23 protein-coding genes and 5 tRNA genes are annotated in these 24,952 nt (G+C 39.5%); 3 read left to right on the plus strand and 25 right to left on the minus strand.

Features of this window, described 5'->3' with window-relative positions:
* Positions 1-2: 2 nt before the first annotated feature.
* From rplW to J7J10_02220, 23 genes are all read right to left on the minus strand, one after another.
* On the minus strand, positions 3-278 hold the full coding sequence (rplW, locus tag J7J10_02110) for a 50S ribosomal protein L23 (GenBank protein MCD6129734.1): 276 nt from the start codon (positions 276-278) through the stop codon (positions 3-5).
* Positions 279-887 (minus strand): 50S ribosomal protein L4, encoded by a 609-nt coding sequence (gene rplD, locus J7J10_02115; protein MCD6129735.1) that lies wholly within the window; start codon positions 885-887, stop codon positions 279-281.
* Positions 884-1,507, minus strand: coding sequence for a 50S ribosomal protein L3 (gene rplC / locus J7J10_02120; GenBank protein ID MCD6129736.1), 624 nt, complete (start codon positions 1,505-1,507; stop codon positions 884-886). The genes rplD and rplC overlap by 4 nt, the downstream gene beginning before the upstream one ends.
* Positions 1,504-1,809, minus strand: a complete 306-nt coding sequence (gene rpsJ / locus J7J10_02125; protein MCD6129737.1) for a 30S ribosomal protein S10 — start codon at positions 1,807-1,809, stop codon at positions 1,504-1,506. Before rpsJ ends, rplC begins: the two co-directional genes overlap by 4 nt.
* A gap of 58 nt (positions 1,810-1,867) precedes the next feature.
* Positions 1,868-3,064, minus strand: coding sequence for an elongation factor Tu (tuf, locus tag J7J10_02130; protein ID MCD6129738.1), 1,197 nt, complete (start codon positions 3,062-3,064; stop codon positions 1,868-1,870).
* An 82-nt stretch (positions 3,065-3,146) separates the two neighbouring features.
* Entirely contained in the window at positions 3,147-5,219 is a 2,073-nt protein-coding gene (gene fusA, locus J7J10_02135; protein ID MCD6129739.1) for an elongation factor G, read from the minus strand.
* A gap of 9 nt (positions 5,220-5,228) precedes the next feature.
* Positions 5,229-5,696 (minus strand): 30S ribosomal protein S7, encoded by a 468-nt coding sequence (gene rpsG / locus J7J10_02140; protein MCD6129740.1) that lies wholly within the window; start codon positions 5,694-5,696, stop codon positions 5,229-5,231.
* A 3-nt stretch (positions 5,697-5,699) separates the two neighbouring features.
* Positions 5,700-6,080 (minus strand): 30S ribosomal protein S12, encoded by a 381-nt coding sequence (locus J7J10_02145; protein ID MCD6129741.1) that lies wholly within the window; start codon positions 6,078-6,080, stop codon positions 5,700-5,702.
* A 50-nt stretch (positions 6,081-6,130) separates the two neighbouring features.
* Positions 6,131-10,675, minus strand: coding sequence for a DNA-directed RNA polymerase subunit beta' (rpoC, locus tag J7J10_02150; protein ID MCD6129742.1), 4,545 nt, complete (start codon positions 10,673-10,675; stop codon positions 6,131-6,133).
* An 8-nt stretch (positions 10,676-10,683) separates the two neighbouring features.
* Positions 10,684-14,796, minus strand: a complete 4,113-nt coding sequence (rpoB, locus tag J7J10_02155; protein ID MCD6129743.1) for a DNA-directed RNA polymerase subunit beta — start codon at positions 14,794-14,796, stop codon at positions 10,684-10,686.
* A 77-nt stretch (positions 14,797-14,873) separates the two neighbouring features.
* Positions 14,874-15,254 (minus strand): 50S ribosomal protein L7/L12, encoded by a 381-nt coding sequence (gene rplL / locus J7J10_02160; protein MCD6129744.1) that lies wholly within the window; start codon positions 15,252-15,254, stop codon positions 14,874-14,876.
* The gene (locus J7J10_02165) at positions 15,247-15,798 is read right to left on the minus strand and encodes a 50S ribosomal protein L10 (protein MCD6129745.1); all 552 of its coding nucleotides are present in this window, start codon (positions 15,796-15,798) and stop codon (positions 15,247-15,249) included. Before J7J10_02165 ends, rplL begins: the two co-directional genes overlap by 8 nt.
* An 11-nt stretch (positions 15,799-15,809) precedes the next feature.
* Positions 15,810-16,502, minus strand: a complete 693-nt coding sequence (locus J7J10_02170) for a 50S ribosomal protein L1 (GenBank protein ID MCD6129746.1) — start codon at positions 16,500-16,502, stop codon at positions 15,810-15,812.
* Positions 16,496-16,921, minus strand: coding sequence for a 50S ribosomal protein L11 (gene rplK, locus J7J10_02175; protein MCD6129747.1), 426 nt, complete (start codon positions 16,919-16,921; stop codon positions 16,496-16,498). The genes J7J10_02170 and rplK overlap by 7 nt, the downstream gene beginning before the upstream one ends.
* A gap of 4 nt (positions 16,922-16,925) precedes the next feature.
* Positions 16,926-17,465: a transcription termination/antitermination factor NusG gene (nusG, locus tag J7J10_02180; GenBank protein ID MCD6129748.1), complete on the minus strand. Its 540-nt coding sequence runs from the start codon at positions 17,463-17,465 to the stop codon at positions 16,926-16,928.
* The gene (gene secE / locus J7J10_02185; GenBank protein ID MCD6129749.1) at positions 17,462-17,653 is read right to left on the minus strand and encodes a preprotein translocase subunit SecE; all 192 of its coding nucleotides are present in this window, start codon (positions 17,651-17,653) and stop codon (positions 17,462-17,464) included. Before secE ends, nusG begins: the two co-directional genes overlap by 4 nt.
* A gap of 12 nt (positions 17,654-17,665) precedes the next feature.
* A tRNA-Trp gene (locus J7J10_02190) sits at positions 17,666-17,742 on the minus strand.
* Positions 17,741-17,890 carry a 50S ribosomal protein L33 gene (rpmG, locus tag J7J10_02195; protein ID MCD6129750.1) on the minus strand — a complete coding sequence of 50 codons (150 nt, stop codon included), beginning with the start codon at positions 17,888-17,890 and terminating at the stop codon, positions 17,741-17,743. Before rpmG ends, J7J10_02190 begins: the two co-directional genes overlap by 2 nt.
* A 3-nt stretch (positions 17,891-17,893) precedes the next feature.
* Complete coding sequence (tuf, locus tag J7J10_02200) at positions 17,894-19,090, minus strand: elongation factor Tu (GenBank protein ID MCD6129751.1); 1,197 nt, start codon at positions 19,088-19,090, stop codon at positions 17,894-17,896.
* Positions 19,091-19,178: 88 nt separating this feature from the next.
* Positions 19,179-19,251 (minus strand) — tRNA-Thr (locus J7J10_02205).
* Positions 19,252-19,259: 8 nt separating this feature from the next.
* Positions 19,260-19,332 (minus strand) — tRNA-Gly (locus tag J7J10_02210).
* A gap of 9 nt (positions 19,333-19,341) precedes the next feature.
* Positions 19,342-19,427 (minus strand) — tRNA-Tyr (locus J7J10_02215).
* Between the two features lie 5 nt (positions 19,428-19,432).
* Positions 19,433-19,507: transfer RNA gene (locus tag J7J10_02220), tRNA-Thr, on the minus strand.
* A 186-nt stretch (positions 19,508-19,693) separates the two neighbouring features.
* On the opposite strand from J7J10_02220, the gene J7J10_02225 reads away from it, so the two are divergent.
* Genes J7J10_02225 through murJ form a run of 3 tightly spaced genes read left to right on the plus strand, consistent with a single transcriptional unit; the run spans position 19,694 to position 22,477 of the window.
* A complete protein-coding gene (locus tag J7J10_02225) occupies positions 19,694-20,362 on the plus strand; it encodes an FAD-dependent thymidylate synthase (protein ID MCD6129752.1) in 669 nt (222 codons plus the stop codon).
* Positions 20,359-21,027 (plus strand): 16S rRNA (cytidine(1402)-2'-O)-methyltransferase, encoded by a 669-nt coding sequence (rsmI, locus tag J7J10_02230; GenBank protein MCD6129753.1) that lies wholly within the window; start codon positions 20,359-20,361, stop codon positions 21,025-21,027. Before J7J10_02225 ends, rsmI begins: the two co-directional genes overlap by 4 nt.
* Positions 21,020-22,477 carry a murein biosynthesis integral membrane protein MurJ gene (murJ, locus tag J7J10_02235; protein MCD6129754.1) on the plus strand — a complete coding sequence of 486 codons (1,458 nt, stop codon included), beginning with the start codon at positions 21,020-21,022 and terminating at the stop codon, positions 22,475-22,477. The genes rsmI and murJ overlap by 8 nt, the downstream gene beginning before the upstream one ends.
* Here the strand turns inward: murJ and ftsY are convergent.
* Together ftsY and J7J10_02245 are read right to left on the minus strand one after the other, a co-directional pair.
* Positions 22,455-23,354, minus strand: coding sequence for a signal recognition particle-docking protein FtsY (gene ftsY / locus J7J10_02240; GenBank protein ID MCD6129755.1), 900 nt, complete (start codon positions 23,352-23,354; stop codon positions 22,455-22,457). The genes murJ and ftsY overlap by 23 nt on opposite strands.
* Before the next feature lie 21 nt (positions 23,355-23,375).
* On the minus strand, positions 23,376-24,560 hold the full coding sequence (locus J7J10_02245) for a class I SAM-dependent methyltransferase (GenBank protein ID MCD6129756.1): 1,185 nt from the start codon (positions 24,558-24,560) through the stop codon (positions 23,376-23,378).
* Between the last annotated feature and the right edge of the window lie 392 nt (positions 24,561-24,952).

Consider the following 24,952-nt stretch of genomic DNA (forward strand, 5'->3'; position numbering starts at 1 on the left):
CCTCACAAATCCTTAATCTGTTGTCCTTGCTTCAGTGACACAATAACCTTTCTTGTATTAGGTCGCCTACCCCGAATATTATGAAACAATCTCTTTTTACCTTTTATATTCATTATATTAACTTTTTCTACCTGCACTTTAAATATTTTTTCTACAACTTTTCTCACATCTACCTTTGTAGCTTTCTTGTGCACTATAAACACGTACTTTCCTTCTTCCCTGTCTCTTGTGGATTTTTCTGTAACTTTTCTCCCTTTTATAATATTCCATACATCCATCTAAACTCCCTTCAACATCTCTGGTAACAGCTTTTGAGGAACAACAATCTTTTTATACCTTAAAATATCATAAACATTAACACTGTGCGATTCCTTTAATTCTATCTTTTCTATGTTTCTCATAGAAAGTATAGAATTAACCATATCATTATTTACAACAACCAAACCCTTTTCTACACCTAAATTCTTTAAAGTCAAACAGGCTTCTTTTGTCTTCGGTGAAGAAAAATCAAGCTCCTCCACCACAATTAAATCACCATCTGTAATCTTTTGTGACAGAGCCCACAGGTAGACCTTTTTTTTCTCTTTCTTGTTCACCTTTTGTTTATAGGTACGAGGCTTCGGACCAAAACATACACCACCACCTACCCATAGAGGTGAACGAATAGAACCTGCCCGCGCTCTTCCCGTTCCTTTTTGCCTCCAGGGTTTTCTCCCTCCACCGGATACATCACCCCTGGTTTTAGAAGAAGCTGTTCCTCTTCTCTTATTCGCCAAATACGCTTTTACTATCCTACTCACGCATAGAGAAGAAACATTGCCAACATTAATATTTATATCTACCTCTCCTTTTTTATTCCCCTGCTTGTTCAACACATCTATTTTCATTGTTGCTTCCCTTTCAATATCTTAACCCAACTGCCGCTTCCGCCTAGCACATTACCTTTAAGACCTATAATACTATTTTCATTGTCTACAAAAACAACCCTTGAAGTCTTTATTGTAACCTTCTTATTCCCATAGTGGCCTGCCATCTTCTTCCCCTTAATCACCCTTCCTGGATATTCACACATACCTATAGAACCTGGTTTTCTATCCATCATTCCACCATGAGAAGCGGGTCCACCGTGAAAACCGTGTCTTTTCATAGTACCAGAAAATCCCTTTCCTTTGCTATATCCTTGAATTCTTGCAGTTTCTCCCACCTTGAATATATCCACGCCTATCACATCACCTATTTTAAACTCTTCGATATTTTGATACTTAAATTCTCTCAGCATGCGCTTATATGGTACATTCTTCTTCTTAAAATAACCAACTAGGGACTTGTTCAATTTGTTTTCTTTAACATCACTAAAGCCTAACTGTAATGCACAGTAACTATTTTTTTCTTGCGTTTTAATATCAACTACAGTCCCCGGTTCTACTTTCAAAAGCGTTACAGGAATCGCAGAATCGCTTTCGAAAATTTGAGTCATCCCCATTTTCCTTGCCATAAGACCTATCACAGTTTCACCTCTATATCCACACCTGCAGGTAAATCTATCCTCATCAATGCATCCACTGTCTGTTCCGATGCATCTAAAATATCCATAAGCCTCTTATGAATTCTTATCTCGAACTGCTCTCTTGATTTCTTGTTCACAAACGGCGAACGCAAAACTGTGTAACGAGATATCCTTGTAGGCAAAAGCACTGGTCCTTTTATCTTTGCCCCCGTATTTCTTGCCGTTTCCGTTATATCCTTTACGGACTTGTCTAAAAGCCTACTATCATAGGACTTTAATCTTAACCTTATTTTTTGCGACATAAAAAACTCCTGTTGGAGTTTTCTAAGCTCAAATCTATGATCTGTGCCATAATCTATATCACTCCAAAATCTTGGTAACTACACCAGCGCCTACTGTCTTTCCGCCTTCCCTTATAGCAAACCGCGTTCCTTCCTCAGAAGCAATAGGAGCAATAAGCTCTGCTTCTACTTCAATGTTATCACCAGGCATGATCATCTCTACCCCTTCGGGTAATTTTATCACTCCTGTTACATCCGTTGTCCGCACAAAGAATTGAGGACGGTATCCTGTAAAGAACGGTGTGTGTCTACCACCTTCTTCTTTAGTTAAAACATAAGCCTGTGCCTTGAACTTAGTATGAGGAGTAATGGACCCCGGTTTGGCCAATACCATTCCCCTTTCCACCTCATTCTTTTTTATTCCTCTCAATAACACTCCGATATTATCTCCTGCCCTTCCTTCATCCAATATTTTTCTGAACATCTCCAGAGATGTTGCTACTGTTTTTCTGGTAGGTTTAAATCCTACCATTTCTACCTCGTCTCCAGGATGAATAATTCCTCTTTCCACTCTGCCCGTGACTACCGTTCCTCTTCCAGAGATAGTAAATACATCCTCAATAGGCATAAGGAAAGGTTTGTCAACATCTCTCACCGGTGTCTTTATATACTCATCCACCGCTTTCAACAAATCCCAGATCGCCTTGGTATATTCATTTTCTTCACCTTCCGGTGTTTCCAAAGCCTTCAAGGCAGACCCTCTTATAACCGGCAGATCATCTCCGGGATAACCGTACTTGGTCAAAAGTTCTCTGGTCTCCATCTCTACCAGATCTATCAATTCTGGGTCATCCACCATGTCTGTTTTGTTTAAAAACACAACTATATAAGGCACCCCTACCTGACGGGCTAAAATTATATGCTCTCTGGTCTGTGGCATAGGACCATCAGCGGCTGATACCACCAATATCGTTCCGTCCATCTGGGCTGCACCGGTAATCATATTCTTAACATAATCCGCATGCCCGGGACAATCGATATGTGCATAGTGCCTGTTCTCCGTTTCATACTCAATATGAGCAATATTGATAGTCAAGCCTCTGCTCTTCTCCTCTGGAGCTTTATCTATTTCATTATAACCGATATAATTTGCCCACCCCTTAGCAGCTAAAACCTTGGTAACAGCCGAAGTAAGTGTTGTTTTTCCATGATCCACATGTCCAATCGTGCCTATGTTCACATGGGGTTTTTTACGCACATATTTTTCCTTTGCCATAAAATCCTCCTTTATAGTCCTTGCAACCCAAACCTTTGATTTGTATTATAAAAAACTCTATTTTTGAAGTCCATAAGTCCTCCTACAACCCTTTTATCTTTTCCACAATGTTTTTAGAAACTTCCTCATAATGATCAAATTGCATCACATATGTTCCTCTTCCCTGCGTAAGAGAACGCAAGTTTGTCGCATATACAAACATTCCCGAAAGCGGAATGAATGCCTTGACTATTTTCTGTTCTCCTCTTTCCTCTACGCTCCACACTCGTCCTCGTCGTGCATTGATATCTCCCACAACATTACCTAAATGTTCCTTGGGAACATTTACCTCTATAGCCATAATAGGCTCTAAAAAGTAAGGATCAGCTTTCTTCATTCCCTCTTTAAAGGCAATAGAAGCTGCAATTCTAAAAGCTATATCAGAAGAATCAACCACATGATAAGAACCATCAATCAAAGTAACCTTAACTTTAACCACAGGATAACCCGCTAAAACACCAGACTCTATTGCTTCTTGCAAGCCTTTTTTAACAGACGGGATAAACTCCTTTGGTATATCACCACCATGTATAGCATTAACAAACTCAAACCTCTTATCCTTTTTTAGGGGTTCAATCCTTAAAACAACATGTCCGTATTGTCCCCTGCCACCTGTTTGTCTGACAAATTTTCCCTCCTGCCGTTCCACACATTTTCTTATAGTTTCCTTATAAGCTACTTGAGGTTTGCCTACATTTACTGACACATGCTGCTCTCGACGCAGACGATCGACGATTATAGCCAAATGCAGCTCGCCCATTCCTGATATTATTGTCTGTCCCGTTTCCACATCACATCTTACATGAAATGTAGGATCCTCGTCAGCCATGTATTTTAACGCCAGAGAAAGCTTCTCTTGATCAGCTTTCGTCTTTGGCTCAACCGCTACAGAAATTACAGGTTCAGGAAATTTCATCGACTCAAAAACAACCCTTTTATTTTCATCACATAGTGTATCACCAGTGAAAGTATGTTTTAATCCAACGACCCCTACTATATCTCCCGCATACATTGTGTCTACATCTATTCTCTTGTTAGAATGCATGCGCAAAACTCTTCCTACTCGTTCCTTGATATCTCTAGTGGAATTATACACATAACTACCTACCTTCATCGTACCAGAATAAATCCGTAAGTATACCAACCTACCCACAAAAGGATCATTAACTATCTTAAAAACCAAAGCAGAAAAAGGTTCGTTATCATCAGCCCCTCTCTCTATTACTTCTCCCGTTAAAGGATTAAAACCTTTCATAGGAGGAACATCTCCGGGCGAAGGAAGAAAATCCGCAACAGCATCTAAGAGTGGCTGTACGCCCTTGTTTTTAAAAGCACTACCACATAAAACAGGGATAACTTTCCCCGTCAAAGTAGCTTTTCTTGTAACCCTTTTCGCCTCTTCTTCACTTATATCTTTCCCTTCTATATATTTTTCCATAATTGACTCATCAAAATCAGCCAACACCTCTATTACTTGTTGCCTTGTTTTTTCTACCTTTTTCTTTAGCTTTTCTGGAACCTCACGAACAGAAAACTGCATTCCTAATTTATCTAAATCCCAAACATAGGCTTTCCTATTTATTACATTCACCACACCCACAAAACTATCTTCTTCTCCTATTGGTATTTGCAAAGGTAACACAGTTGCACCCAACTTCTGTCTCACATCATCTACCGCCCGAAAATAATCTGCACCTATTCTGTCCATTTTATTCACAAAAGCAATACGCGGCACATTATACCGGTCCGCTTGTCTCCATACTGTTTCCGACTGCGGTTCCACCCCTGATACGCCACAAAACACACCTATCGCTCCATCCAAAACTCTCAAAGACCTCTCTACTTCTACCGTAAAATCCACATGTCCTGGAGTGTCAATGATGTTTACACAACATCCCCTCCAAAAACAAGTGGTAGTAGCAGCAGTAATGGTAATCCCTCTTTCTCTCTCTTGCTCCATCCAATCCATAACGGCTGTCCCTGAATCTACTTCGCCCATCTTATGTGAAACGCCGGTATAAAAAAGCATTCGTTCCGTGGTTGTTGTTTTGCCAGCATCTATATGAGCAATTATTCCTATATTGCGTATTTTGTCCAATGAATGTAATCTTCCCATATTCCAACATCACCACCTGTAGTGAGCAAAAGCCCTATTCGCTTCCGCCATCTTATGTACATCCCCTCTCTTTTTAGCCGCGCCACCCTTACCTTCGCTGGCATCCAATATCTCATTCGCCAATTTCTCAAACATCCTTTTCTCGTGCCTTTTTCTTGCATAGCCAACCAACCATCGAACAGCCAAGCTTCTCTGCCTAGAAGCTCTCACTTCCACTGGTACCTGGTAAGTAGCCCCACCTACTCTACGCGGCCTCACCTCTAATCGAGGCATAATGTTGGACATTACTTTTTTTAAAACTTCCATCGGATCCTGTCCTGTTTTATCTTTCACAATATCCATCGCTTTATAAAATGCCCTTTCAGCAACCGTCTTTTTACCATCCCACATTATATTATTTATAATTTTAGCTACCAATACACTTTTATAAATAAGGTCAGGAGAAATACTCCTCTGCTCTGCCCTTCGCCTTCGCATAAACTACACTCCACTCTTTGGTTTCTTCGCACCATATTTAGATCTTCCCTGTTTTCTATCCTCAACTCCTCCCGTATCCAAAGCACCTCTCACTACATGATACCTCACTCCCGGTAAATCTTTCACTCTGCCTCCTCTTACCAAAATGATAGAATGCTCCTGTAAGCTATGACCTTCTCCGGGAATGTATGCGGTTACCTCAGCGCCACTGGTCAACTTCACCCTCGCCACTTTCCTTAAAGCAGAATTTGGCTTCTTCGGTGTTGTTGTATACACCCTTATGCAAACACCTCTTTTCTGAGGGCAGCCCTCCAGCGCCAACATTTTTTTGCTTTCTTTTTTGTTTCTTCTTCCCTTTCTAATTAGTTGATTAATCGTTGGCATCTTTCCTCCTTTTAAAAAACAAAGCGGTTGTAACGGTATCAACAAAAAGCTTATTTGTCAAGTGTTTTTGGTACAATGCCTATCTCGTCAAATCGCCTTTGACCCGTACCTGCAGGAACCAACCGCCCCACAATCACATTTTCCTTCAATCCCTTAAGAAGATCTATTGCTCCAGAAATACTGGCTTCTCTGAGCACTCGTGTTGTCTCCTGAAATGAAGCGGCAGAAACAAAGCTCTCCGCACTCAACGCCGCTTTCGTAATTCCCAAAAGGATAATCCTTCCTATAGCAGGTTTCTTTTCGTCCTCTATCATCTTCAGGTTTTCTTTCATAAACCTAAACCTATTAACCATCTCATCTTCCATAAACCCTGTATCTCCTGCGTCTTCTACTATCACCTTAGAAAGCATTTGCCTTACAATTATCTCTATATGTTTGTCATTTATGTTCACTCCTTGCAATCTATAAACCTGCTGAACTTCATTTAGCAAATGCTTTTGCAATTCCCTCTCGCCCAATATCTCTAAAATGTCATGTGGGTCTACCACTCCATCTGTCAAGGGTTCCCCCATTTCTACTCTATCTCCCGGATACACAAGCAATCTCTTGTCACGAGAGATAGCATATTCTTTTCTCGTTCCTCCAGTAGAGGTCACAACAAGCATTCTCTTGCTTTTTATCGTCTTACCATAAGAAACTATACCATTTATTTCAGTAACTACTGCTGCGTTCTTTGGTACTTTTGCTTCGAACAATTCATTTGCTCTGGGCAGTCCACCTGTTATATCCGTTGTCTTTATCAATTCCTTAGGAATTTTTCCCATCTCGTCTCCTGCCTTAACATAATCACCATCGTTCTTAAGGAGAATCGTTCCTGTAGGAAGATAATAGACAGCTTCCTCATCTATACCCGGCAATTTTTTTACATTACCATCTTTATCAACAATGGCAATACGAGGGCGAAGAAGGGGATCACGAGATTCAATAATTATCTTGTTCCTTAGGCCTGTTACCCTATCTATATCTTCTTTAAAAGTACTGCCCTGTTCTATATCTAAATATTTTATATATCCTTCAACACTCACTAAAATAAAGTCACTATATGCATCCCATTCAGAAAGAACACAAACAGATTTAAACAACTCCGGGTCACTTTCAAATCTTTGTTTTGCTTTCTCATCATTGAACCCTACAATAAGTTCGCCCGGCTTAACTGTACTTCCTTTTCTTACATATATAATAGATCCTCTTGGAATATAATGTCTCTCAACAATTTCATTGTCTTTCTTTATAAAAATATGCGTTCCATGCCTGTTCACCACCCCCTGATGAAAATCATCTATTTCTATCAATTTATTACCGGATAAGGCATAAAGACAAACTTCTCCCCCCTCCTCTACGCGTACAAAACGTTTAAGTGTTTCACCTTTATTTACATGAATCCTCGAGCCATAAGGGATCTTGCGTGGCACATCCCATACCTCCAATATCCTCTCTGCCAGCAAAGTACCAGAAGATGTAACAGCCCCATCTTTTACTGTAAACATAAATTTACCTATAGCCTCTGCGCCGCTGCCAAATACATCCTTCTCTGTAACAAAATCTACTTTTTTTAAAGTATAATTTTCATTATCACCTACTGCTATATTATAGTTCACAGTATCTTCAGTAATCTTTACTTTTCCACTGTTTACAGCTATTATTTGCGGTTCCGTCACCAGTACATAAGCATCCCTTCTAGAAAGAACAATACGCTCTTTGCTGGAATTTTCAGCAATCTCCAAATTGCAAAACCTGACAATGCCTGCTCGAGATGTTTCTGCACTCATCTTTTCCCCTGTTTTGCTCGCCGTTCCCCCAATGTGAAAGGTTCTTAAGGTAAGCTGTGTTCCCGGCTCACCTATAGATTGAGCAGAAATAATACCCACTGCCTCTCCTAACTCCACTTTTTCGCCCCTCGCTAAATCCAGACCATAGCACTTGGCACATACCCCATGATCCATCTTGCAGGTAAGAACAGTGTGTATTTTTACCCTTTTTATCCCTACTTCTGCAATTTCATCTGCTTTTCTATCACTTATAATCTCATTTTCCTCTACAATTATCTTCTTTGTAAAAGGATTAATTACATTCTCTGCCGCTGTTCTCCCCGATATCCTTTCTCTTAGACTTTCTATTTCTTCACCACTTGTAATAATTGCCGAGACATACATACCTTCTGTTGAACCACAATCCTCAGCGGTGATTATTACATCCTGTGCCACATCCACAAGTTTTCTCGTCAAATATCCTGCATTCGCTGTTTTCAACGCTGTATCAGCCAATCCTTTTCTCGCCCCATGGCTAGAAATAAAATATTCCAGTACACTCAATCCTTCTTTAAAGTTTGACTTAATCGGGGTTTCAATAATATCTCCTGATGGTTTAGCCATCAAACCTCTTGCACCTGCAAGTTGTCTTATCTGCTGTGCTGAACCACGAGCACCAGAATCAGCCATAACATATATAGGATTAAAACTTTCTCCAAATTCCCCGCCTAAATTTTTCATCATTACATCGGCAATCTTATCCGTTGCCCCACTCCATATATCCACTACCTTATTATATCTCTCCATATCCGTTAGAAGACCTTGTCTATATTGTTCCGCAATCGCTTTTACCTTCTCATCGGCAACTTCAATTATTCTCTTCTTCTCCAGGGGCACATCTATATCATCAAGAGAAATAGATATACCTGCTCGGGTCGCCATACAAAAACCCATTTCTTTTACATCATCTAAAAATTTTGTTGTAGTAGGTAAATCTTTGTTTTTATAGATGTAATTTACCACATTAACTACATCTTTCTTTTTCATCGTTTTATTTACCAGTTCAAATGGCACACCATCAGGCAAAATTCCACCCAAAATCACTCTACCTGTGGTTGTGCTTACCATTTCACCATCCATCCTCACTTTAATAGAAGCGTTTAATGAACATACATCATTATCGTAAGCAAATCTAGCCTCGTCTGGGGATGAAAAAAGCATCCCCTCGCCAATAACACCATTTTTTGGTTTCGTCATATAGTAAATGCCCAATACCATATCCTGTGTAGGGACAGCAACAGGGTTTCCACTGGCAGGAGAAATAACACCATGCGGAGACAACATTAAAACCTCTGCTTCCATCTTTGCTTCTGGAGACAGGGGAACATGTATTGCCATCTGATCTCCATCAAAATCTGCATTAAAGGCTGGACAAACAAGAGGATGAAGTTGAATAGCTTTGTCCTTGATAAGTACAGGGTGAAAAGCCTGAATAGAAAGTCTATGAAGCGTAGGAGCTCTGTTTAAAAGCACAGGATATTCTTTAACTATTTCCTCCAGAATATCCCATATCACTTCCTCTCTTCTTTCCACCATTTTCTTCGCACCTTTTATTGTGCTGGTTAACCCTAAATCAATAAGTTTATTGTAAATAAAGGGTTTGAAAAGTTCTAATGCCATAAGACGAGGTAATCCACACTGGCCTAATTTTAACTCAGGTCCCACAATGATTACCGAGCGACCGGAATAATCCACTCTTTTGCCCAAAAGATTGCGACGAAATCTTCCTGCTTTCCCTTTTATGGAATCCGAAAGAGATTTTAATGGTCTATTGTTACTTGCTCTTACTACCTGTTTTCTCCTTCCGTTATCCAGTAATGCATCTACCGCTTCCTGAAGCATTCTCTTCTCATTCCTAACGATAATGGATGGCGCACCCAATTCCATAAGTCTTTTTAAACGATTATTTCTATTAATTACTCTTCTATAAAGATCGTTTAAATCCGAGGATGCAAATCTTCCACTCTCCAAAGAAACCAACGGGCGCAAATCGGGGGGCAAAACAGGCAAAACCTCCAATATCATCCATTCTGGCCTGCTTCCTGCCCGCTTGAATTTCTCTACTATTCGTGCCCTTCTTACAGTCTTCTTCTTCTTTGCCGTAAATGTCGTTGTCCTAATTGCTTCTTGAAGTTCTTCATGTAATGCATCAATATCTATCTTTTCCCATAATTTTCTTATAGCTGAAGCACCCATTTCTGCAACAAACTTATCTCCATATATTTCTTTCGCCTCGCGATATTCCTTTTCTGAAAGAGTCTTCTTCACCGGAATTTCCGGAACAGTGCTCTTTATAGTTATGTAAGATTCATAATATATAACCCGATCTAAGTCTTTCAGTTTAATATCAAAAAACAGAGACATTATGCTAGGAATACTTCTCAAATACCATATATGACTAACTGGTGTAGCAAGCTCAATATGTCCCATCCTTTCTCTTCTTACCCTTGCCTCCGTTACTTCTACACCACATTTTTCGCACACAACACCCTTGTACTTTATCCTCTTATACTTCCCACACAAACATTCATAATCTTTCATTGGTCCAAATATACGAGCGCAGAAAAGACCATCTCTTTCAGGTTTAAATGTTCTATAGTTGATCGTTTCTGCCTTCTTCACCTCGCCATAACTCCATTCCCTTATCTTATCCGGGGAAACAAGACCTATCCTTATCGCATCAAAATCCCTCGTAGACCTTGGTTTACCTTTTAAAATAGTAAACATTTCATCCATCAATAAACACTCCTAACGCTCTTTAAAAGTTCCACATCTAAACACAAGGATTTCAATTCCTGAACAAGTACATTAAATGATTCGGGTACTCCTCCCAAAGTTATATCTTTTCCCTTCGTCGCAAACTCATAAGCCTTGTTCCTGCCAGGAATATCATCTGATTTTATAGTGAGCATCTCCTGTAAAGTATACGCAGCACCATAACCTTCCAATGCCCACACCTCCATTTCTCCGAATCGCTGACCACCAAATTGCGCTTTTCCTCCTAAGGGCTGTTGTGTCACTAAGGAGTAAGGACCTATACTTCTTGCATGTATTTTATCTTCTACCAGATGATTGAGCTTCATCACATACATGCAACCCACAGATACAGGATTGGCAAACGGCTCCCCTGTAACACCATCGTATAATTTCATTTTGGATAACTTTATTCCGCTTCTCTTAACCAGGCCTTCAAGCTCTTCCTCTGTTGCACTTTCAAAAACAGGCACGCTTGCCTTCACGCCACTTGCCCAATCAATGGCAAATCTCGTAAGTTCCTCATTACTTAAACGCTCTATAAATGCTTTAGTCTCCCTCTTATTTCCCTCAAAAATGTCATTCAAAAAATTTCTTATAGCGGTTTTTTTTCCTTGTTTAACCAGAACATTAATCTTCTCTCCTAATCCTTTACAAATAAAACCCAGATGTGCTTCTAATATCTGACCAATATTCATTCGAGAAGGCACACCCAACGGATTAAGAACAATGTCCACTGGCGTTCCGTCCTCTAAAAATGGCAAGTCCTCAGCTGGCAATATTTTAGATACAACTCCCTTATTACCATGCCTGCCAGCCATTTTATCTCCCACCATAAGTTTTCTCTTGACTGCCATATAAACCTTTACCGCCATTACCACTCCAGACGGCAAATCATCTTCCTTTCCTGTATTTTTTATTTCTTCTGCTGCGGATTCTTTCAGATCCTTGATCATTTTCTTGTAATAACGCTCTATTGAAAGCGATTTTTGCTTAAGCTTTTTGGAAACACATAGACTCTTTAGCCCATTTACATCCAGAGAAGACAGTTTCTTTATTGAAACCCGTTTCCCCTTCTTCTCCACTATTTTTCCCTTTATATTCACCACATCCTTTTCTAAAGGATTTTGAGCAATGAGTTGCTTTAAACTGTCCATATATAATTTGTTTACAATGTTTAACTTACTCTGCAACTCTTTATTTATATTCTCCACATTCATCTCTTCCATCTCTTTAAAGCGATCCCCTTTTTCTGCTTGTCTGCTTCTCAATATTTTCACATCTATAATCACACCTTCTGCATCAGAAGGAACCCGTAGGGACGAATCAGCAACATTACTTGCTTTCTCTCCGAATATCGCTCTTAAGAGTCTCTCTTCAGGTGAATAGTAAGTCTCTACTTTCGGTGTAATCTTGCCCACAAGCACATCCCCCGGTTTTACATAAGCACCTATCCTCACAATACCGTTTTCGTCCAGGTTTCTTATCACCTCAGATGAGACATTGGGAATATCGGCAGTAATTTCTTCCAACCCCAGTTTGATGTCTCTTACAGAAACATCAAATTCTCTTATGTGCACTGAAGTATAAACATCTTCATCAACTGCCTGGTGAGAAATAACAACTGCATCTTCATAATTATATCCGTACCACGGAATAAAAGCTACCACCAGGTTTTTCCCTAAAGCTAATTCTCCTTTATCCATTGTTGGTCCGTCTGCAATGACCTGTCCTTTTTTTACTTTATCCCCTACATTTACAATGGGGTGTTGATCAAAACATACATTTTGGTTGGTTTTCTCAAACCTTCTTATTGGATAATCATCCAGGTTACAAAGATTTTCCTTCTCTTTACTCCTTATACATATTCTGTTAGCTTCCACTCTTACTACCTCACCGTCTCTCTGAGCAATAACCGCACTACGAGAATATCTGGCTACAACACTCTCCATTCCCGTACCAACTAATGGCGCCTCGTTTGTAATCAGAGGCACAGCTTGCCTCTGCATATTCGAACCCATAAGTGCACGATTGGCATCATCATGCTCAAGAAAAGGAATGAGCGAACCAGTTACACCCACTAACTGGTTCGGAGAAACATCCATCAGAGTTACCTCTTCTCTCTTGACCATAACAAATTCATCATCCTTTCGAGCGGAAACATATTTATTCTTAAATGTCCCATCCGGATTTAAAGCTGCATTTGCCTGAGCAATAATATGTCCCTTTTCTTGCGATGCCATGAGATAATCCAGTTCAGTTAAAACCTTTCCATCTTTTACTCTTCTATAAGGCGTTTCTAAGAAACCATATCTATTTACTCTTGCATATGTAGCCATAGAGGTAATAAGACCTATGTTAGGCCCTTCTGGCGTTTCCACCGGGCAGATCCTTCCATAATGAGAAGGATGGACATCCCTTACCTCAAAACCTGCTCTCTCTCTTGTTAATCCTCCAGGACCCAACGCCGACAATCTTCTCTTGTGACTAATCTCCGCCAAAATATTTGTCTGATCTAAAAATTGGGAGAGTTGGCCCATAGAAAAAAAGCTCATAATTGCCGATGTTACAGGTTTAGCATTTATAAGATCAAATGGTGTTATACCTGCTATATCCCTAATTATCATCCTATCTTTGATGAGTTTCTGCATCCTTAAAAGACCTATTCTCATCTGTCCATAAAGCAGTTCACCAACCAAGCCTAATCTTCTATTAAAAAGGCTATCCCTATCATCCGGTATGACTACTTCATTCTTCAATAAAATTAAATATTTAAGCATACCAACAAAATCATCAGGGGTTAATATTCTTATATCTTCCGGTACATCTATATTAAAGATCTCGTTTAACTTTAATCTTCCCTCCAATGAAACATCATATCTCTTGGGATCAAAAAACAACATATTAAAAAAAGTTTTAGCACTTTCAGTTGTCGCAGATTCACCAGGTCTCAATACATGATGAATATATATTTTGGCTACATCTTCTTCTGGCACATTGTCAAAAGCAGCCGTCTTAAATTTCCCCATTATCTCTCTATCTAAAATTAGTGTGTTTCTTATCGTGTAATCATCATAATCTGCGCAAATCAACTCTAAAACTACATTTTCCATAGACTCAAAGACATCCAGGTAACTGTTAGTTATCATATCTCCGCAATCCAGAATAACTTCTCCCTTCTCGTCCAACACACTTTTATACAAATAATGATCCACTATCTGCTCTTTATCCACAGGAAACCATTCCACGCCGCATCGTTTTGCTTTCTCCACCGATTCGGAAGATATCTTTTCATCCTTCAAGACGACTATCTCTTCGTCTTTCTCAACATCCGCATTTACCTTAAATCCACGAGCTTTATCAGAGGCTTCTACAAAAAACGCACCATTGTCTATTCTCACTTTTGTAGGAGAATAGAAGAGAGAAAACATCTTCTCCTCTCCAAGTCCCAATGCCTTAAGGATAATGGTAGCAGGAAACTTCTTTTTTCTATCTATACGAGCATAAATAACATCCTTTACGTCTGATTCGAATTCAATCCATGAACCCACATCAGAGATAATTTGACCATGATAAAAAACTCTTCCTCCAGTTGAGGATAAAGCAAGTTTTTTAAATATAGGTCCCGGTGAACGATGCAACTGGCTAACAATAACCCTTTCTACCCCATTTATAATAAAACTGCCCTTTTCTGTCATCAACGGCATCTCGCCTAAATATATCTTCTGCTCTTTTACATCCTGCGGAGATATCCTCTTGCCTGTTTTTTCATCAATATTCCAAACAGTAAGCCTCACTATCATAAGTAGTGAACCGCCATAAGTAATGCCCTTTGCTCTACACTCATCAGGCTTGTGTTTGGAATGGCCAACTTCGTAATCAACAAACTCCAATGTAAGCCGACCATGAATATCCTCTATTGGAAAGGTTGTTTCAAACAACCTCTTTAAATTTTTCTCCACTCCAAGATCCTCACTCAAAAAATCATAATAGGACCTCAACTGCGCATCTAAAAGGTCAGGAACAGGCAAAATCTTATGCATCTTCGAAAAATCAAGCCTCAACCTCCTACCAGAAAGTAAAGGTTCACTCATATTCACCTCATCTCAGTGCAAAAAATAAGGGAAGAGGTACCGAAACCCCTTCCCCTCATCTATAAAACAAGTAAAGTTTATTCAACTTCAGCAGTAGCTCCTGCCTCTTCTATCTTAGCCTTAATAGCTTCTGCTTCTTCTTTGGATAAATGCTGCTTCACTTTAGTAGGGGTTTTATCTACTAACTCCTTCGCTTCTTTCAACCCCAAACCTGTAATCTCTCTCACTGTTTTTATAAGCTGAATCTTTTTCTGGCCAATTTCCTTCAACACAATGTCGAATTCGGTTTTCTCTTCCGGCTTTGCTTCTTCGGCCGCTTGAGCTGGAGCTGCCTGAGCAACCATTGCCTGAGCGCTTACTCCAAAATGCTCTTCTAACTCTTTAACAAACTCACTCATCTCCAAAACAGTCATGTTCTCAATAAATTTGACAACATCTCCTTTACTAATATCAGGCATTCCCATTACCTCCTAAAGTCCTATCCTTTTTTTCCTCACAAGCTTTCAAAACATAAATAAATTTCAGCAAGATACCATTAAACACATTCATAAAATTAGACAGAGGTGCATTCAACATAGACAAGAGTTGTGCAGTGAGAACCTCTCTTGGTGGGAGAGTAGCAATTGCTCTAATTTCATCCCGAGAAAGCAATCTTTTTTCAAACGCACCTGATTTAATCTTCAAGTTCTCATAAGTCTTCGTTTTTCTCACTAATGTTTGAATCAAATCAACGGGGTTTGCTGCGGTATAAGCTACAGCATTAGGACCTGAGATTTTATCCACAAGCCCACTAAACCCCGTATCCTTTAACGCCCTTTTTATAATCGTGTTTCCCATAACATGAAAACCGCCGCCGCTTTCCTTCAACGCCCCTCTCACATCTTCCATTTCTTTTATACTCATACCAGAAAAATCAGAAAGAACCATGACCTGCCATTTACTCACATCCTCTCTCAACTTCTCTACTTTTTCTCTTTTTTCCTTTATACTTTTGCTTTCCAAATTTTCTCTCCTCATTTAATTGTTCCCACGCCAATCTTCACAGAAGGGGAATGAGTTGCACTCAAATAAAGAGTTTCTATATATCTTCCCTTTGCTGCTTTAGGTTTCGCCTTCACAACTGAATCGTAAAAGGCCAGTATATTTTCCTTAAGTTTTTCGCTATCAAAAGATTTTCTGGCAATTGAGGCATGAATATTAGCCGTTTTATCTACTCTAAACTCTATTTCTCCTGCCTTAGCTCTCTCTACAGCCCCCTTCACATCAAATGTCACCGTTCCTAATTTCGGATTGGGCATTAGTCCTCGCGGCCCTAATATCTTACCCATTTTTCCTACTACAGACATCATATCCGGCGTTGCAATTATCTTATCAAACTCCAACCATCCGCCCTTTATCTTCTCCGCCATATCTTCTCCGCCAACATAATCTGCGCCTGCATTCTCCGCCTCTTTCACCTTTTCTCCTTTGGCAAAAACCAACACCTTAACAGACTTACCACGCCCGTGAGGCAACACCACCATACCCCTAACTAACTGGTCAGCGTGTCTCGGATCAACACCTAAATGCATAGAAACCTCTATCGCTTCATCATAATTTGCATAGGCAATATCCTTTAATATCTTTATGCCTTCTTCCAACGAATATTCCTTATGTTGATCATATTTTTCCAAAGCCTGTAAGTATTTTTTACCTCTTTTCATAATTCTACCTCGACGCCCATATTTTGCGCAGTACCGGCAACAATCTTCATCGCCTTTTCTATATCCTTGGTATTCAAATCCGGCAACTTCATTCGAGCAATATTCTCCAAATCCTTTTTTGAGAGTTTTCCTACCTTAGTTTTATTCGGCATAGAAGAACCTTTTTCTATTTTCAATGCTTTCATTATAAGCTCAGATGCAGGAGGCGTCTTTGTAACAAAAGAAAAACTTCTATTCTTATAAAGCTTAATCACTACAGGAATAGTGTAATCGCCCTTATCCTTTGTCTGTTCATTAAACTTCTTACAGAAATCCATAATATTTATCCCATGCTGGCCCAACGCCGGGCCTACAGGCGGTGCGGGAGACGCCTTTCCTGCCTGTATTTGTAACTTAATGGTAGCAGCAGCTTCCTCTTTCATTGTTTTACTCCTCTATTTTATCCACTTGATTATAATCCAACTCCACCGGTGTAGAGCGACAAAATATACTTACCATTATTTTTAAGCGCGCTTTATCTAAATCCACCTCCTCCACCGTGCCCACAAAATCAGTAAACGGACCATCCGTAACCCTCACTTTATCACCTTGCTTGAAAGAAACCGCTGGTCTGGGAGCTTCTTTGGCCTTTTTCAACCTCTCAAAAACCAAATCTACATCCTCATCGCTCAAAAAAGCAGGCTCTTTCCTATTACCTACAAATCCTGTTACATGGGTCAATTTTCTTATAACATCAAAAAGAGCATTGTCAAAATGAGCTTTTATAAACACATAACTAGGATACAGACATTTCTGCTTTATCTTTCTCTCACCCTTTTTTATCTCAACAATCTCTTCTACAGGAACAAGCACTTCTTTTACTTTATCTTTAAAACCCAGCAACTCAGCTTCTTTTTCTATACTCTCTTTCACTTTTCTTTCAAAACCTACTTGTGTATGAACAGCATACCATTTTACTTCCATTATTTAAAAACCAATCCTCCTAATATAGAAAAAATGTAATCTAACACACTCAAAATTACAGTAACAACAATTATAAATATAACAACCGCTATTGTTGCCGAAAAAAGATTCCTTTTCTCTGGCCAAACAACTTTCTTTATCTCGCTGCGAACTTCTAACAAAAATTTTTTTATCTTCTCTACAATATTCATATTCATAAAATATGGCAGGCCAGGGAGGATTCGAACCCCCAACTTGCGGTTTTGGAGACCGCCGCTCTACCAATTGGAGCTACTGGCCTATTTCACCTCTTTATGCATTGTATGTTTTTTACAAAACCGACAAAACTTTTTAAAATGTAACTTCTCCTTCTTTTCTTTTTTGTTCCTCTTCGTTGTATAATTTATTCTCTTACACTCATCACAGGCAAGACGAACTATTTCCCTCATATATCACTCCAAAATCTTGGTAACTACACCAGCGCCTACTGTCTTTCCGCCTTCCCTTATAGCAAACCGCGTTCCTTCCTCAGAAGCAATAGGAGCAATAAGCTCTGCTTCTACTTCAATGTTATCACCAGGCATGATCATCTCTACCCCTTCGGGTAATTTTATCACTCCTGTTACATCCGTTGTCCGCACAAAGAATTGAGGACGGTATCCTGTAAAGAACGGTGTGTGTCTACCACCTTCTTCTTTAGTTAAAACATAAGCCTGTGCCTTGAACTTAGTATGAGGAGTAATGGACCCCGGTTTGGCCAATACCATTCCCCTTTCCACCTCATTCTTTTTTATTCCTCTCAATAACACTCCGATATTATCTCCTGCCCTTCCTTCATCCAATATTTTTCTGAACATCTCCAGAGATGTTGCTACTGTTTTTCTGGTAGGTTTAAATCCTACCATTTCTACCTCGTCTCCAGGATGAATAATTCCTCTTTCCACTCTGCCCGTGACTACCGTTCCTCTTCCAGAGATAGTAAATACATCCTCAATAGGCATAAGGAAAGGTTTGTCAACATCTCTCACCGGTGTCTTTATATACTCATCCACCGCTTTCAACAAATCCCAGATCGCCTTGGTATATTCATTTTCTTCACCTTCCGGTGTTTCCAAAGCCTTCAAGGCAGACCCTCTTATAACCGGCAGATCATCTCCGGGATAACCGTACTTGGTCAAAAGTTCTCTGGTCTCCATCTCTACCAGATCTATCAATTCTGGGTCATCCACCATGTCTGTTTTGTTTAAAAACACAACTATATAAGGCACCCCTACCTGACGGGCTAAAATTATATGCTCTCTGGTCTGTGGCATAGGACCATCAGCGGCTGATACCACCAATATCGTTCCGTCCATCTGGGCTGCACCGGTAATCATATTCTTAACATAATCCGCATGCCCGGGACAATCGATATGTGCATAGTGCCTGTTCTCCGTTTCATACTCAATATGAGCAATATTGATAGTCAAGCCTCTGCTCTTCTCCTCTGGAGCTTTATCTATTTCATTATAACCGATATAATTTGCCCACCCCTTAGCAGCTAAAACCTTGGTAACAGCCGAAGTAAGTGTTGTTTTTCCATGATCCACATGTCCAATCGTGCCTATGTTCACATGGGGTTTTTTACGCACATATTTTTCCTTTGCCATAAAATCCTCCTTTATAGTCCTTGCAACCCAAACCTTTGATTTGTGCCATAAAATCCTCTGTCTACCTTCATAGTTTCCACACTCATAAAGCCCATGACGGGATTCGAACCTGTGACCTCTTCCTTACCGAGGAAGTGCTCTGCCAACTGAGCTACATGGGCATATCAAAAGCGGGAAACGGGCCTCGAACCCGCGACCCCGAGCTTGGAAGGCTCGTGCTCTGCCAACTGAGCTATTCCCGCATCCACTTATGGTGGGGAGGGGAGGATTCGAACCTCCGTAGGCATACACCAACAGATTTACAGTCTGTCCCCTTTAACCACTCGGGAACCTCCCCCCATATGGAGCTGGCGAAGGGAATTGAACCCCCAACCTGCTGATTACAAATCAGCTGCTCTACCCTTGAGCTACGCCAGCTTTAAGCGTTGGAATTATATCCAAAAAACCATCAATGTCAACCTACGAAACCAAACAACAAGAAATTATATCATTATCTTAAATAAAAATCTACACAAAAGCATTGAATGCGTGGTTACTATTTAAAAATGTAATCACATAATTCTTTGTCTTTAAAATTACTGTATTTTATGCTAAATTTCGTATATGTATGTAGAGCTTGTCTCTTTCACGCCTGAACCTGAAAAGCTATGTGCTTTAGCAGCTCGCATCTGCTATACGGACAAAGAGTGGCAGATATTGAAACAATCCATTACAGAAAAAGAAATACACAATCTATTAGAAAGAGTAATTTCCTCTGGACACCTGTCCGTCATTGAACACGCTTCTTTTTCCTTTTATATCGAGGGTATATCCCGTGCCTGCAGCCATCAATTAGTAAGGCATCGTCTCGCCTCATTTTCTCAACGAAGTCACAGATATTCAAAAGCAGAAGGATTTGTTACACCCCCATCGTTAAAAAATGAAAAAAAATATCTTGAAACCTTAAATAAGGCACAAAAAACATATAATCTACTATTAAAAAAGGGCATAAAGAAAGAAGATGCAAGATTTATCTTGCCTCAAGCCATATCTACCCGTATTTTTCTCACTATGAACGCCAGAGAACTTCTACATTTCTTTCGCCTGCGTTGCTGCTACCGCGCTCAATGGGAAATCAGGGAGATAGCAACGGAGATGCTAAAACAGGCAAAAAAAGTAGCACCTTTCATTTTTAAAGTAGCCGGTCCTCCCTGCCTTACAGGACCATGCCCAGAAAAAGAACCCTGCGGGACAAACATAATAGAGATTAGAAATTTCTTCAAAAATCTATGATAGGAAAATTATTTGTCATTGCCACACCCATAGGAAATATGAAGGATATAACCTTGCGTGCCATCGATACTTTAAAAGATGTAGATATCATCTTTGCAGAAAGGCCCAGACATTCATTGAGACTATTGTCCCATTACGGAATAAGCAAATCTCTTTATTTATATAATGATAGAAACTGGCAAAAGCAAATAGAAAATGCCTTAAAATTAGTAAAAGGCGGAAAAAATATTGCTTTAATCTCAGATGCTGGGACTCCTGCCATTCAAGACCCAGGCTATCGTATGGTGCAATATTTCCGCCAAAAAAATATTGATGTTATTCCCATACCTGGTCCCTGCGCTTCCATATGTGCCCTGCAAGCCTCCGGTCTGCCCACCGATAAATTTGTGTTCTTAGGTTTCCTTCCTCGCTCTCCAGGAAAAAAGAAAAAACTCTTAAAAACATACGGCTCCTTAGATGCCACCTTGGTCATCTATGAATCACCATTAAGGGTAAAGAAAACATTAGATGATATAAATGAAATATTGGGTGAAAGAGAGGTGGTGATAGCCAGAGAATTGACAAAGATCTACGAAGAGTTTCTATTTGGCACCCCTCCTACACTTATTCCAAAAGTAGAAAAGATAAAAGGGGAATGCGTAATCCTGGTAAAAAAAAGTGATTAAAAATATCATAAAGGGTGCAAAAACAATCGGCTTTTATACCATTCTAAGCAGAATAATGGGCTTTTTTAGAGACATTGTTATCGCCCATTTTTTTGGTGCCTCACTTCTAACCGACATATTTTTTGTCTCCTTCCGCATACCCAATACCTTCCGTGCATTCTTAGGTGAGGGGGCAATGAATGCCGCGGTAGTGCCTGTTTTATCCAACTATAAAAAAGATGCAGAGGCAACAGGCAATCTTGTTGTAGTATTTTTCTTTATCTTCCTTGCTTTGACGGCAGTAGGTGTTCTCTTTCCTCAAATCTTTGCTTACATATTTGCCCCCGGTTTATTAAAACATCCTTTACTCATAAAACTTATCCGCATAAATTTCCCATACATTCTGCTTATCGGCTCAGCCATTCTCTTCTCCGGTATAATGAATACACACAAACACTTTGGCATCCCCGCTTTCTCTCCTGTCCTTTTAAATGTAAGTCTTATCGCCTGCACTTATATCTTCTATAATTTCTTTCATGTTCACATCTACGCTTTATGCGTAGGCGTACTAATGGGTGGATTGCTTCAAATGCTGTTTTGCATGGGAGGTGTATTTTACCTGCATATCCCCATAAAATTATCCTTATCTTTTAAGCCTTCTACAAAAAAAATTTTTACATTATTATTACCTGCTTTAGGATCAATGGCTGCTATTCAACTCTATTCTGTATTCAGCACACTCATCGCCAGCTTACTTGAAAAAGGCAGCATTTCCTATATCTGGTATGCTGACCGTCTATTTCAACTACCATTTGCCGTCCTTTCTATAAGCCTTTCTCAAGCTGCATTACCCTATCTCGCCGATATAAAAAAAGAGGAGATAAACACTCATCTCTCTCACCTGTTCCGTCTTATCACATTCATTATTCCCCCAATTAGTGTTTTTCTTATAATATGGGGAGAAGATGTGGTGAGAATTGTATTCGTAAGAGGGGCATTTACACTTTCCAACGCCCACAACACTTACCTTGCCCTGGCTATGTTTATGATTGGTCTCCTGCCTTATTCCTATGTAAAACTCTTCTCGTCAATCTTTTATTCGCTTAAAGATACAAAAACACCGATGAAAGTAGCCGTTAAAACAGCAATCTTTTCCATCGCTATGGCTTTCTTATTGGGTTTTACCTTAGGTTTTTGGGGATTGGCATTGGCTTTTTCCTTAGGTGGCATAACCAATGCCTTTTTATTATCGCATCAGTTAAAAAAGAAAATAGGAAAATTTGCGGGAAGGAAAGAATTGGGTCTTATCTGCGGTTCATTCGCCCTCTCTTTTCTCTGCGCCTCTTTTGTCAGTTTTTTTCTGTCATTTCTTAGTATTTCCTTCATTCTAAAAATAATCCTGGAATTCTTTTTATTCTTTTCTCTGGTCTTTATATTTATAGCAATCTTTAGGCAAAGAGTGCATCTGTAAACTGACGGGCATCAAACCCTTTTATATCCTCTAATTCCTGACCGATACCGATATATTTTACGGGAATATGAAGCTGTGATGCTATCGCAACAATGATGCCTCCTTTCGATGTCCCGTCCATCTTAGTAAGAACAATGCCGGTGATCCCCAATGCATTGTTGAATTCTCTTGCTTGTGAAATGGCATTCTGTCCAGTGGTTGCATCCAAAGTAAGTAAAATTTCCTGAGGAGCGGAGGGAATAACCTTCTTAACCACTCTCTTCATCTTTTTCATCTCTTCCATAAGATTCTTTTTGGTATGCATTCTGCCTGCTGTATCCAATATAATTACATCAATATTCCTCGCATTAGCAGAACTCACCGCATCATAAGCTACGGCCGAAGGGTCACTGCCTTCTTTTTGTCTTATTACAGGAATATTTACCCTTTTTGCCCATTCTTCCAGCTGCCCTATAGCTGCTGCCCGAAATGTATCGCATGCTCCCAAAAGCACGGTCTTGCCTCTTCCTGTAAACAAAGAAGACAATTTGGCAATAGTAGTGGTCTTCCCTCCGCCATTTGTTCCTACCATCATAATTACAAAGGGTTTTTCTCTCAACGCCAATGGTTTTTCTACCGTTTTTAAAATGCTGTATGTTTTTTCTCTTAAAAACAACTCTGCATCTTTTGTTGTCTTTATATCTTTATTTTTGGATAATCCCTCCACCATCTTTTCTGTTACATTTATGCCAAAATCTGCTCCAATCATAAGTTCTTCTATTCTCTCTATATATTCTTCGTCTATTTTTTTCTCTTCTTCACCGAGCTTATGTACCTCTTCTGTAAACTGTTTTCTCGTCTTACTCAGGCTTTCTGTCAATTTTTTAAAAAATGTCATCTCACTCCTCTTTCAACATGTTTATTGGCTTTCACAAATATAATTCCTGTTGAGAGGAACAGTCTCTCTCAGACTGTTTGAGAAAACTATCTGATATACATTTAATTTTCCAACTTTAAAACTAACAGAAGCGGCATTTAAGTAAAGCCTCCACATGTTTATAAATCTTTCATTAAACATAGTTTTAATCTTATCAATATTAGACTCAAAGCGTCTAATCCACTCATCTAATGTTTTTGCATAATTGGGGCGTAGATTTTCCACATCAATCGTATAAAATCCTACACTGGCCATATCCCTTAAAATATCGGATAAAACAGGTATATATCCACCGGGGAATATATATTTTCTGGTCCAGGGGTTTGTTGGTTCATACACATTGCGCGCTATGGTATGTAAAACACCGATAGCCTTACCCTCTAAAACCTCCCTTATCTTTTTAAAGAACAGGCGGGAATACTTTTTCCCCACATGTTCAAACATTCCTATTGAAACAAACTTGTTAAACTTTCCCTTTACATTTCTATAATCTTCCAAAAGAACATCGGCCCTACCCTCAAGGCGCTGTTCCTTGATGCACTGTTTCGCATATTCATACTGATTTTCAGAAACATTAATTCCCGTAGCCTTTATATTAAATTTCTTTGCTGCATATATTATCATGCCTCCCCATCCGCAGCCTACATCAATGAGCCTATCGCCATCTTTCAAATCTAATTTTCTGCATATCAGCTCATATTTATTTTGTTGAGCTTCCTCCAGTGTATCTTTTTCATCCTTAAAATAAGCACAGGAATAACTCATACTTCTATCCAGCATAAGCTTGTAAAAATCATTGCTCAGATCATAATGATGAGATATATTCTTTTTCGCCCTTCTTACTGTATTCAAGGTTTTTATATAATTGAAAAATATTCTAATCTTTGTTTTGTTTGAAGTTTTAAATTTTCGTGCATTTTCTTCGTATTCAATGCCTACAAGTTTTTGCAGATCACCTTCTATAACAATGTTGCCATCCATGTAATTCTCAGCAAAACCCAGTGAAAGATTACTCATAATATCCTTTATGACACTCGGCGATTTTATATGTATTCGGAATTGAGGTTTATCTTTGCCAACCCTTACCCGTTCACCATCCCAGTATATCACCTCGCACGGCATCCTATCGGAAACATTATCTAACAATTCGTTCACTATGGTTTTCATAGCTCACCTCTATTATATTATATAACTCTATTAACTCTAAAGTAACTCTTAAATAATAAAACTTCAACTAAAACTACTCTTTGTTATTTTCCTGATGCATTTTTACCTGCATTTCTTAACGCTTATTTTGCAATGCCATTTAGAAAAAAGGCATAGAGTTATAATCTGCCATTTTCTTAACATAAATTTTCATAATGCGACAGAAAAAAAAGAGAGAAAATGTTGTATTCTCATCTCCCTTGCCCCCTACTTTCCCCCCTGAGGGGGAATACCTGTCTGCCGTGGCCTGCACAGGCAGGCAAAGGGGGGTCTATTCTCCGTCATTCCGCACCCTCCTGTCATTCCGTCCCCGTGTCAGGCACGGGGTGACATTACTTTTCCCTGTCATTCCG

It is taken from the genome of Deltaproteobacteria bacterium (genome assembly GCA_021159305.1).
Taxonomy (GTDB): Bacteria; Campylobacterota_A; Desulfurellia; order JAGGSF01; family JAGGSF01; genus JAGGSF01.

What these genes read in the sequence shown, in the direction of transcription:
- rplW (MCD6129734.1), bottom strand. Translation starts at nt 278, where the DNA reads ATGGATGTATGGAATATTATAAAAGGGAGAAAAGTTACAGAAAAATCC.
- rplD (MCD6129735.1), bottom strand. Translation starts at nt 887, where the DNA reads ATGAAAATAGATGTGTTGAACAAGCAGGGGAATAAAAAAGGAGAGGTA.
- rpsJ (MCD6129737.1), bottom strand. Translation starts at nt 1,809, where the DNA reads ATGTCGCAAAAAATAAGGTTAAGATTAAAGTCCTATGATAGTAGGCTT.
- tuf (MCD6129738.1), bottom strand. Translation starts at nt 3,064, where the DNA reads ATGGCAAAGGAAAAATATGTGCGTAAAAAACCCCATGTGAACATAGGC.
- fusA (MCD6129739.1), bottom strand. Translation starts at nt 5,219, where the DNA reads ATGGGAAGATTACATTCATTGGACAAAATACGCAATATAGGAATAATT.
- rpsG (MCD6129740.1), bottom strand. Translation starts at nt 5,696, where the DNA reads ATGCGAAGGCGAAGGGCAGAGCAGAGGAGTATTTCTCCTGACCTTATT.
- J7J10_02145 (MCD6129741.1), bottom strand. Translation starts at nt 6,080, where the DNA reads ATGCCAACGATTAATCAACTAATTAGAAAGGGAAGAAGAAACAAAAAA.
- rpoC (MCD6129742.1), bottom strand. Translation starts at nt 10,675, where the DNA reads ATGTTTACTATTTTAAAAGGTAAACCAAGGTCTACGAGGGATTTTGAT.
- rpoB (MCD6129743.1), bottom strand. Translation starts at nt 14,796, where the DNA reads ATGAGTGAACCTTTACTTTCTGGTAGGAGGTTGAGGCTTGATTTTTCG.
- rplL (MCD6129744.1), bottom strand. Translation starts at nt 15,254, where the DNA reads ATGCCTGATATTAGTAAAGGAGATGTTGTCAAATTTATTGAGAACATG.
- rplK (MCD6129747.1), bottom strand. Translation starts at nt 16,921, where the DNA reads ATGAAAGAGGAAGCTGCTGCTACCATTAAGTTACAAATACAGGCAGGA.
- secE (MCD6129749.1), bottom strand. Translation starts at nt 17,653, where the DNA reads ATGAATATTGTAGAGAAGATAAAAAAATTTTTGTTAGAAGTTCGCAGC.
- rpmG (MCD6129750.1), bottom strand. Translation starts at nt 17,890, where the DNA reads ATGAGGGAAATAGTTCGTCTTGCCTGTGATGAGTGTAAGAGAATAAAT.
- tuf (MCD6129751.1), bottom strand. Translation starts at nt 19,090, where the DNA reads ATGGCAAAGGAAAAATATGTGCGTAAAAAACCCCATGTGAACATAGGC.
- J7J10_02225 (MCD6129752.1), top strand. Translation starts at nt 19,694, where the DNA reads ATGTATGTAGAGCTTGTCTCTTTCACGCCTGAACCTGAAAAGCTATGT.
- rsmI (MCD6129753.1), top strand. Translation starts at nt 20,359, where the DNA reads ATGATAGGAAAATTATTTGTCATTGCCACACCCATAGGAAATATGAAG.
- ftsY (MCD6129755.1), bottom strand. Translation starts at nt 23,354, where the DNA reads ATGACATTTTTTAAAAAATTGACAGAAAGCCTGAGTAAGACGAGAAAA.
- J7J10_02245 (MCD6129756.1), bottom strand. Translation starts at nt 24,560, where the DNA reads ATGAAAACCATAGTGAACGAATTGTTAGATAATGTTTCCGATAGGATG.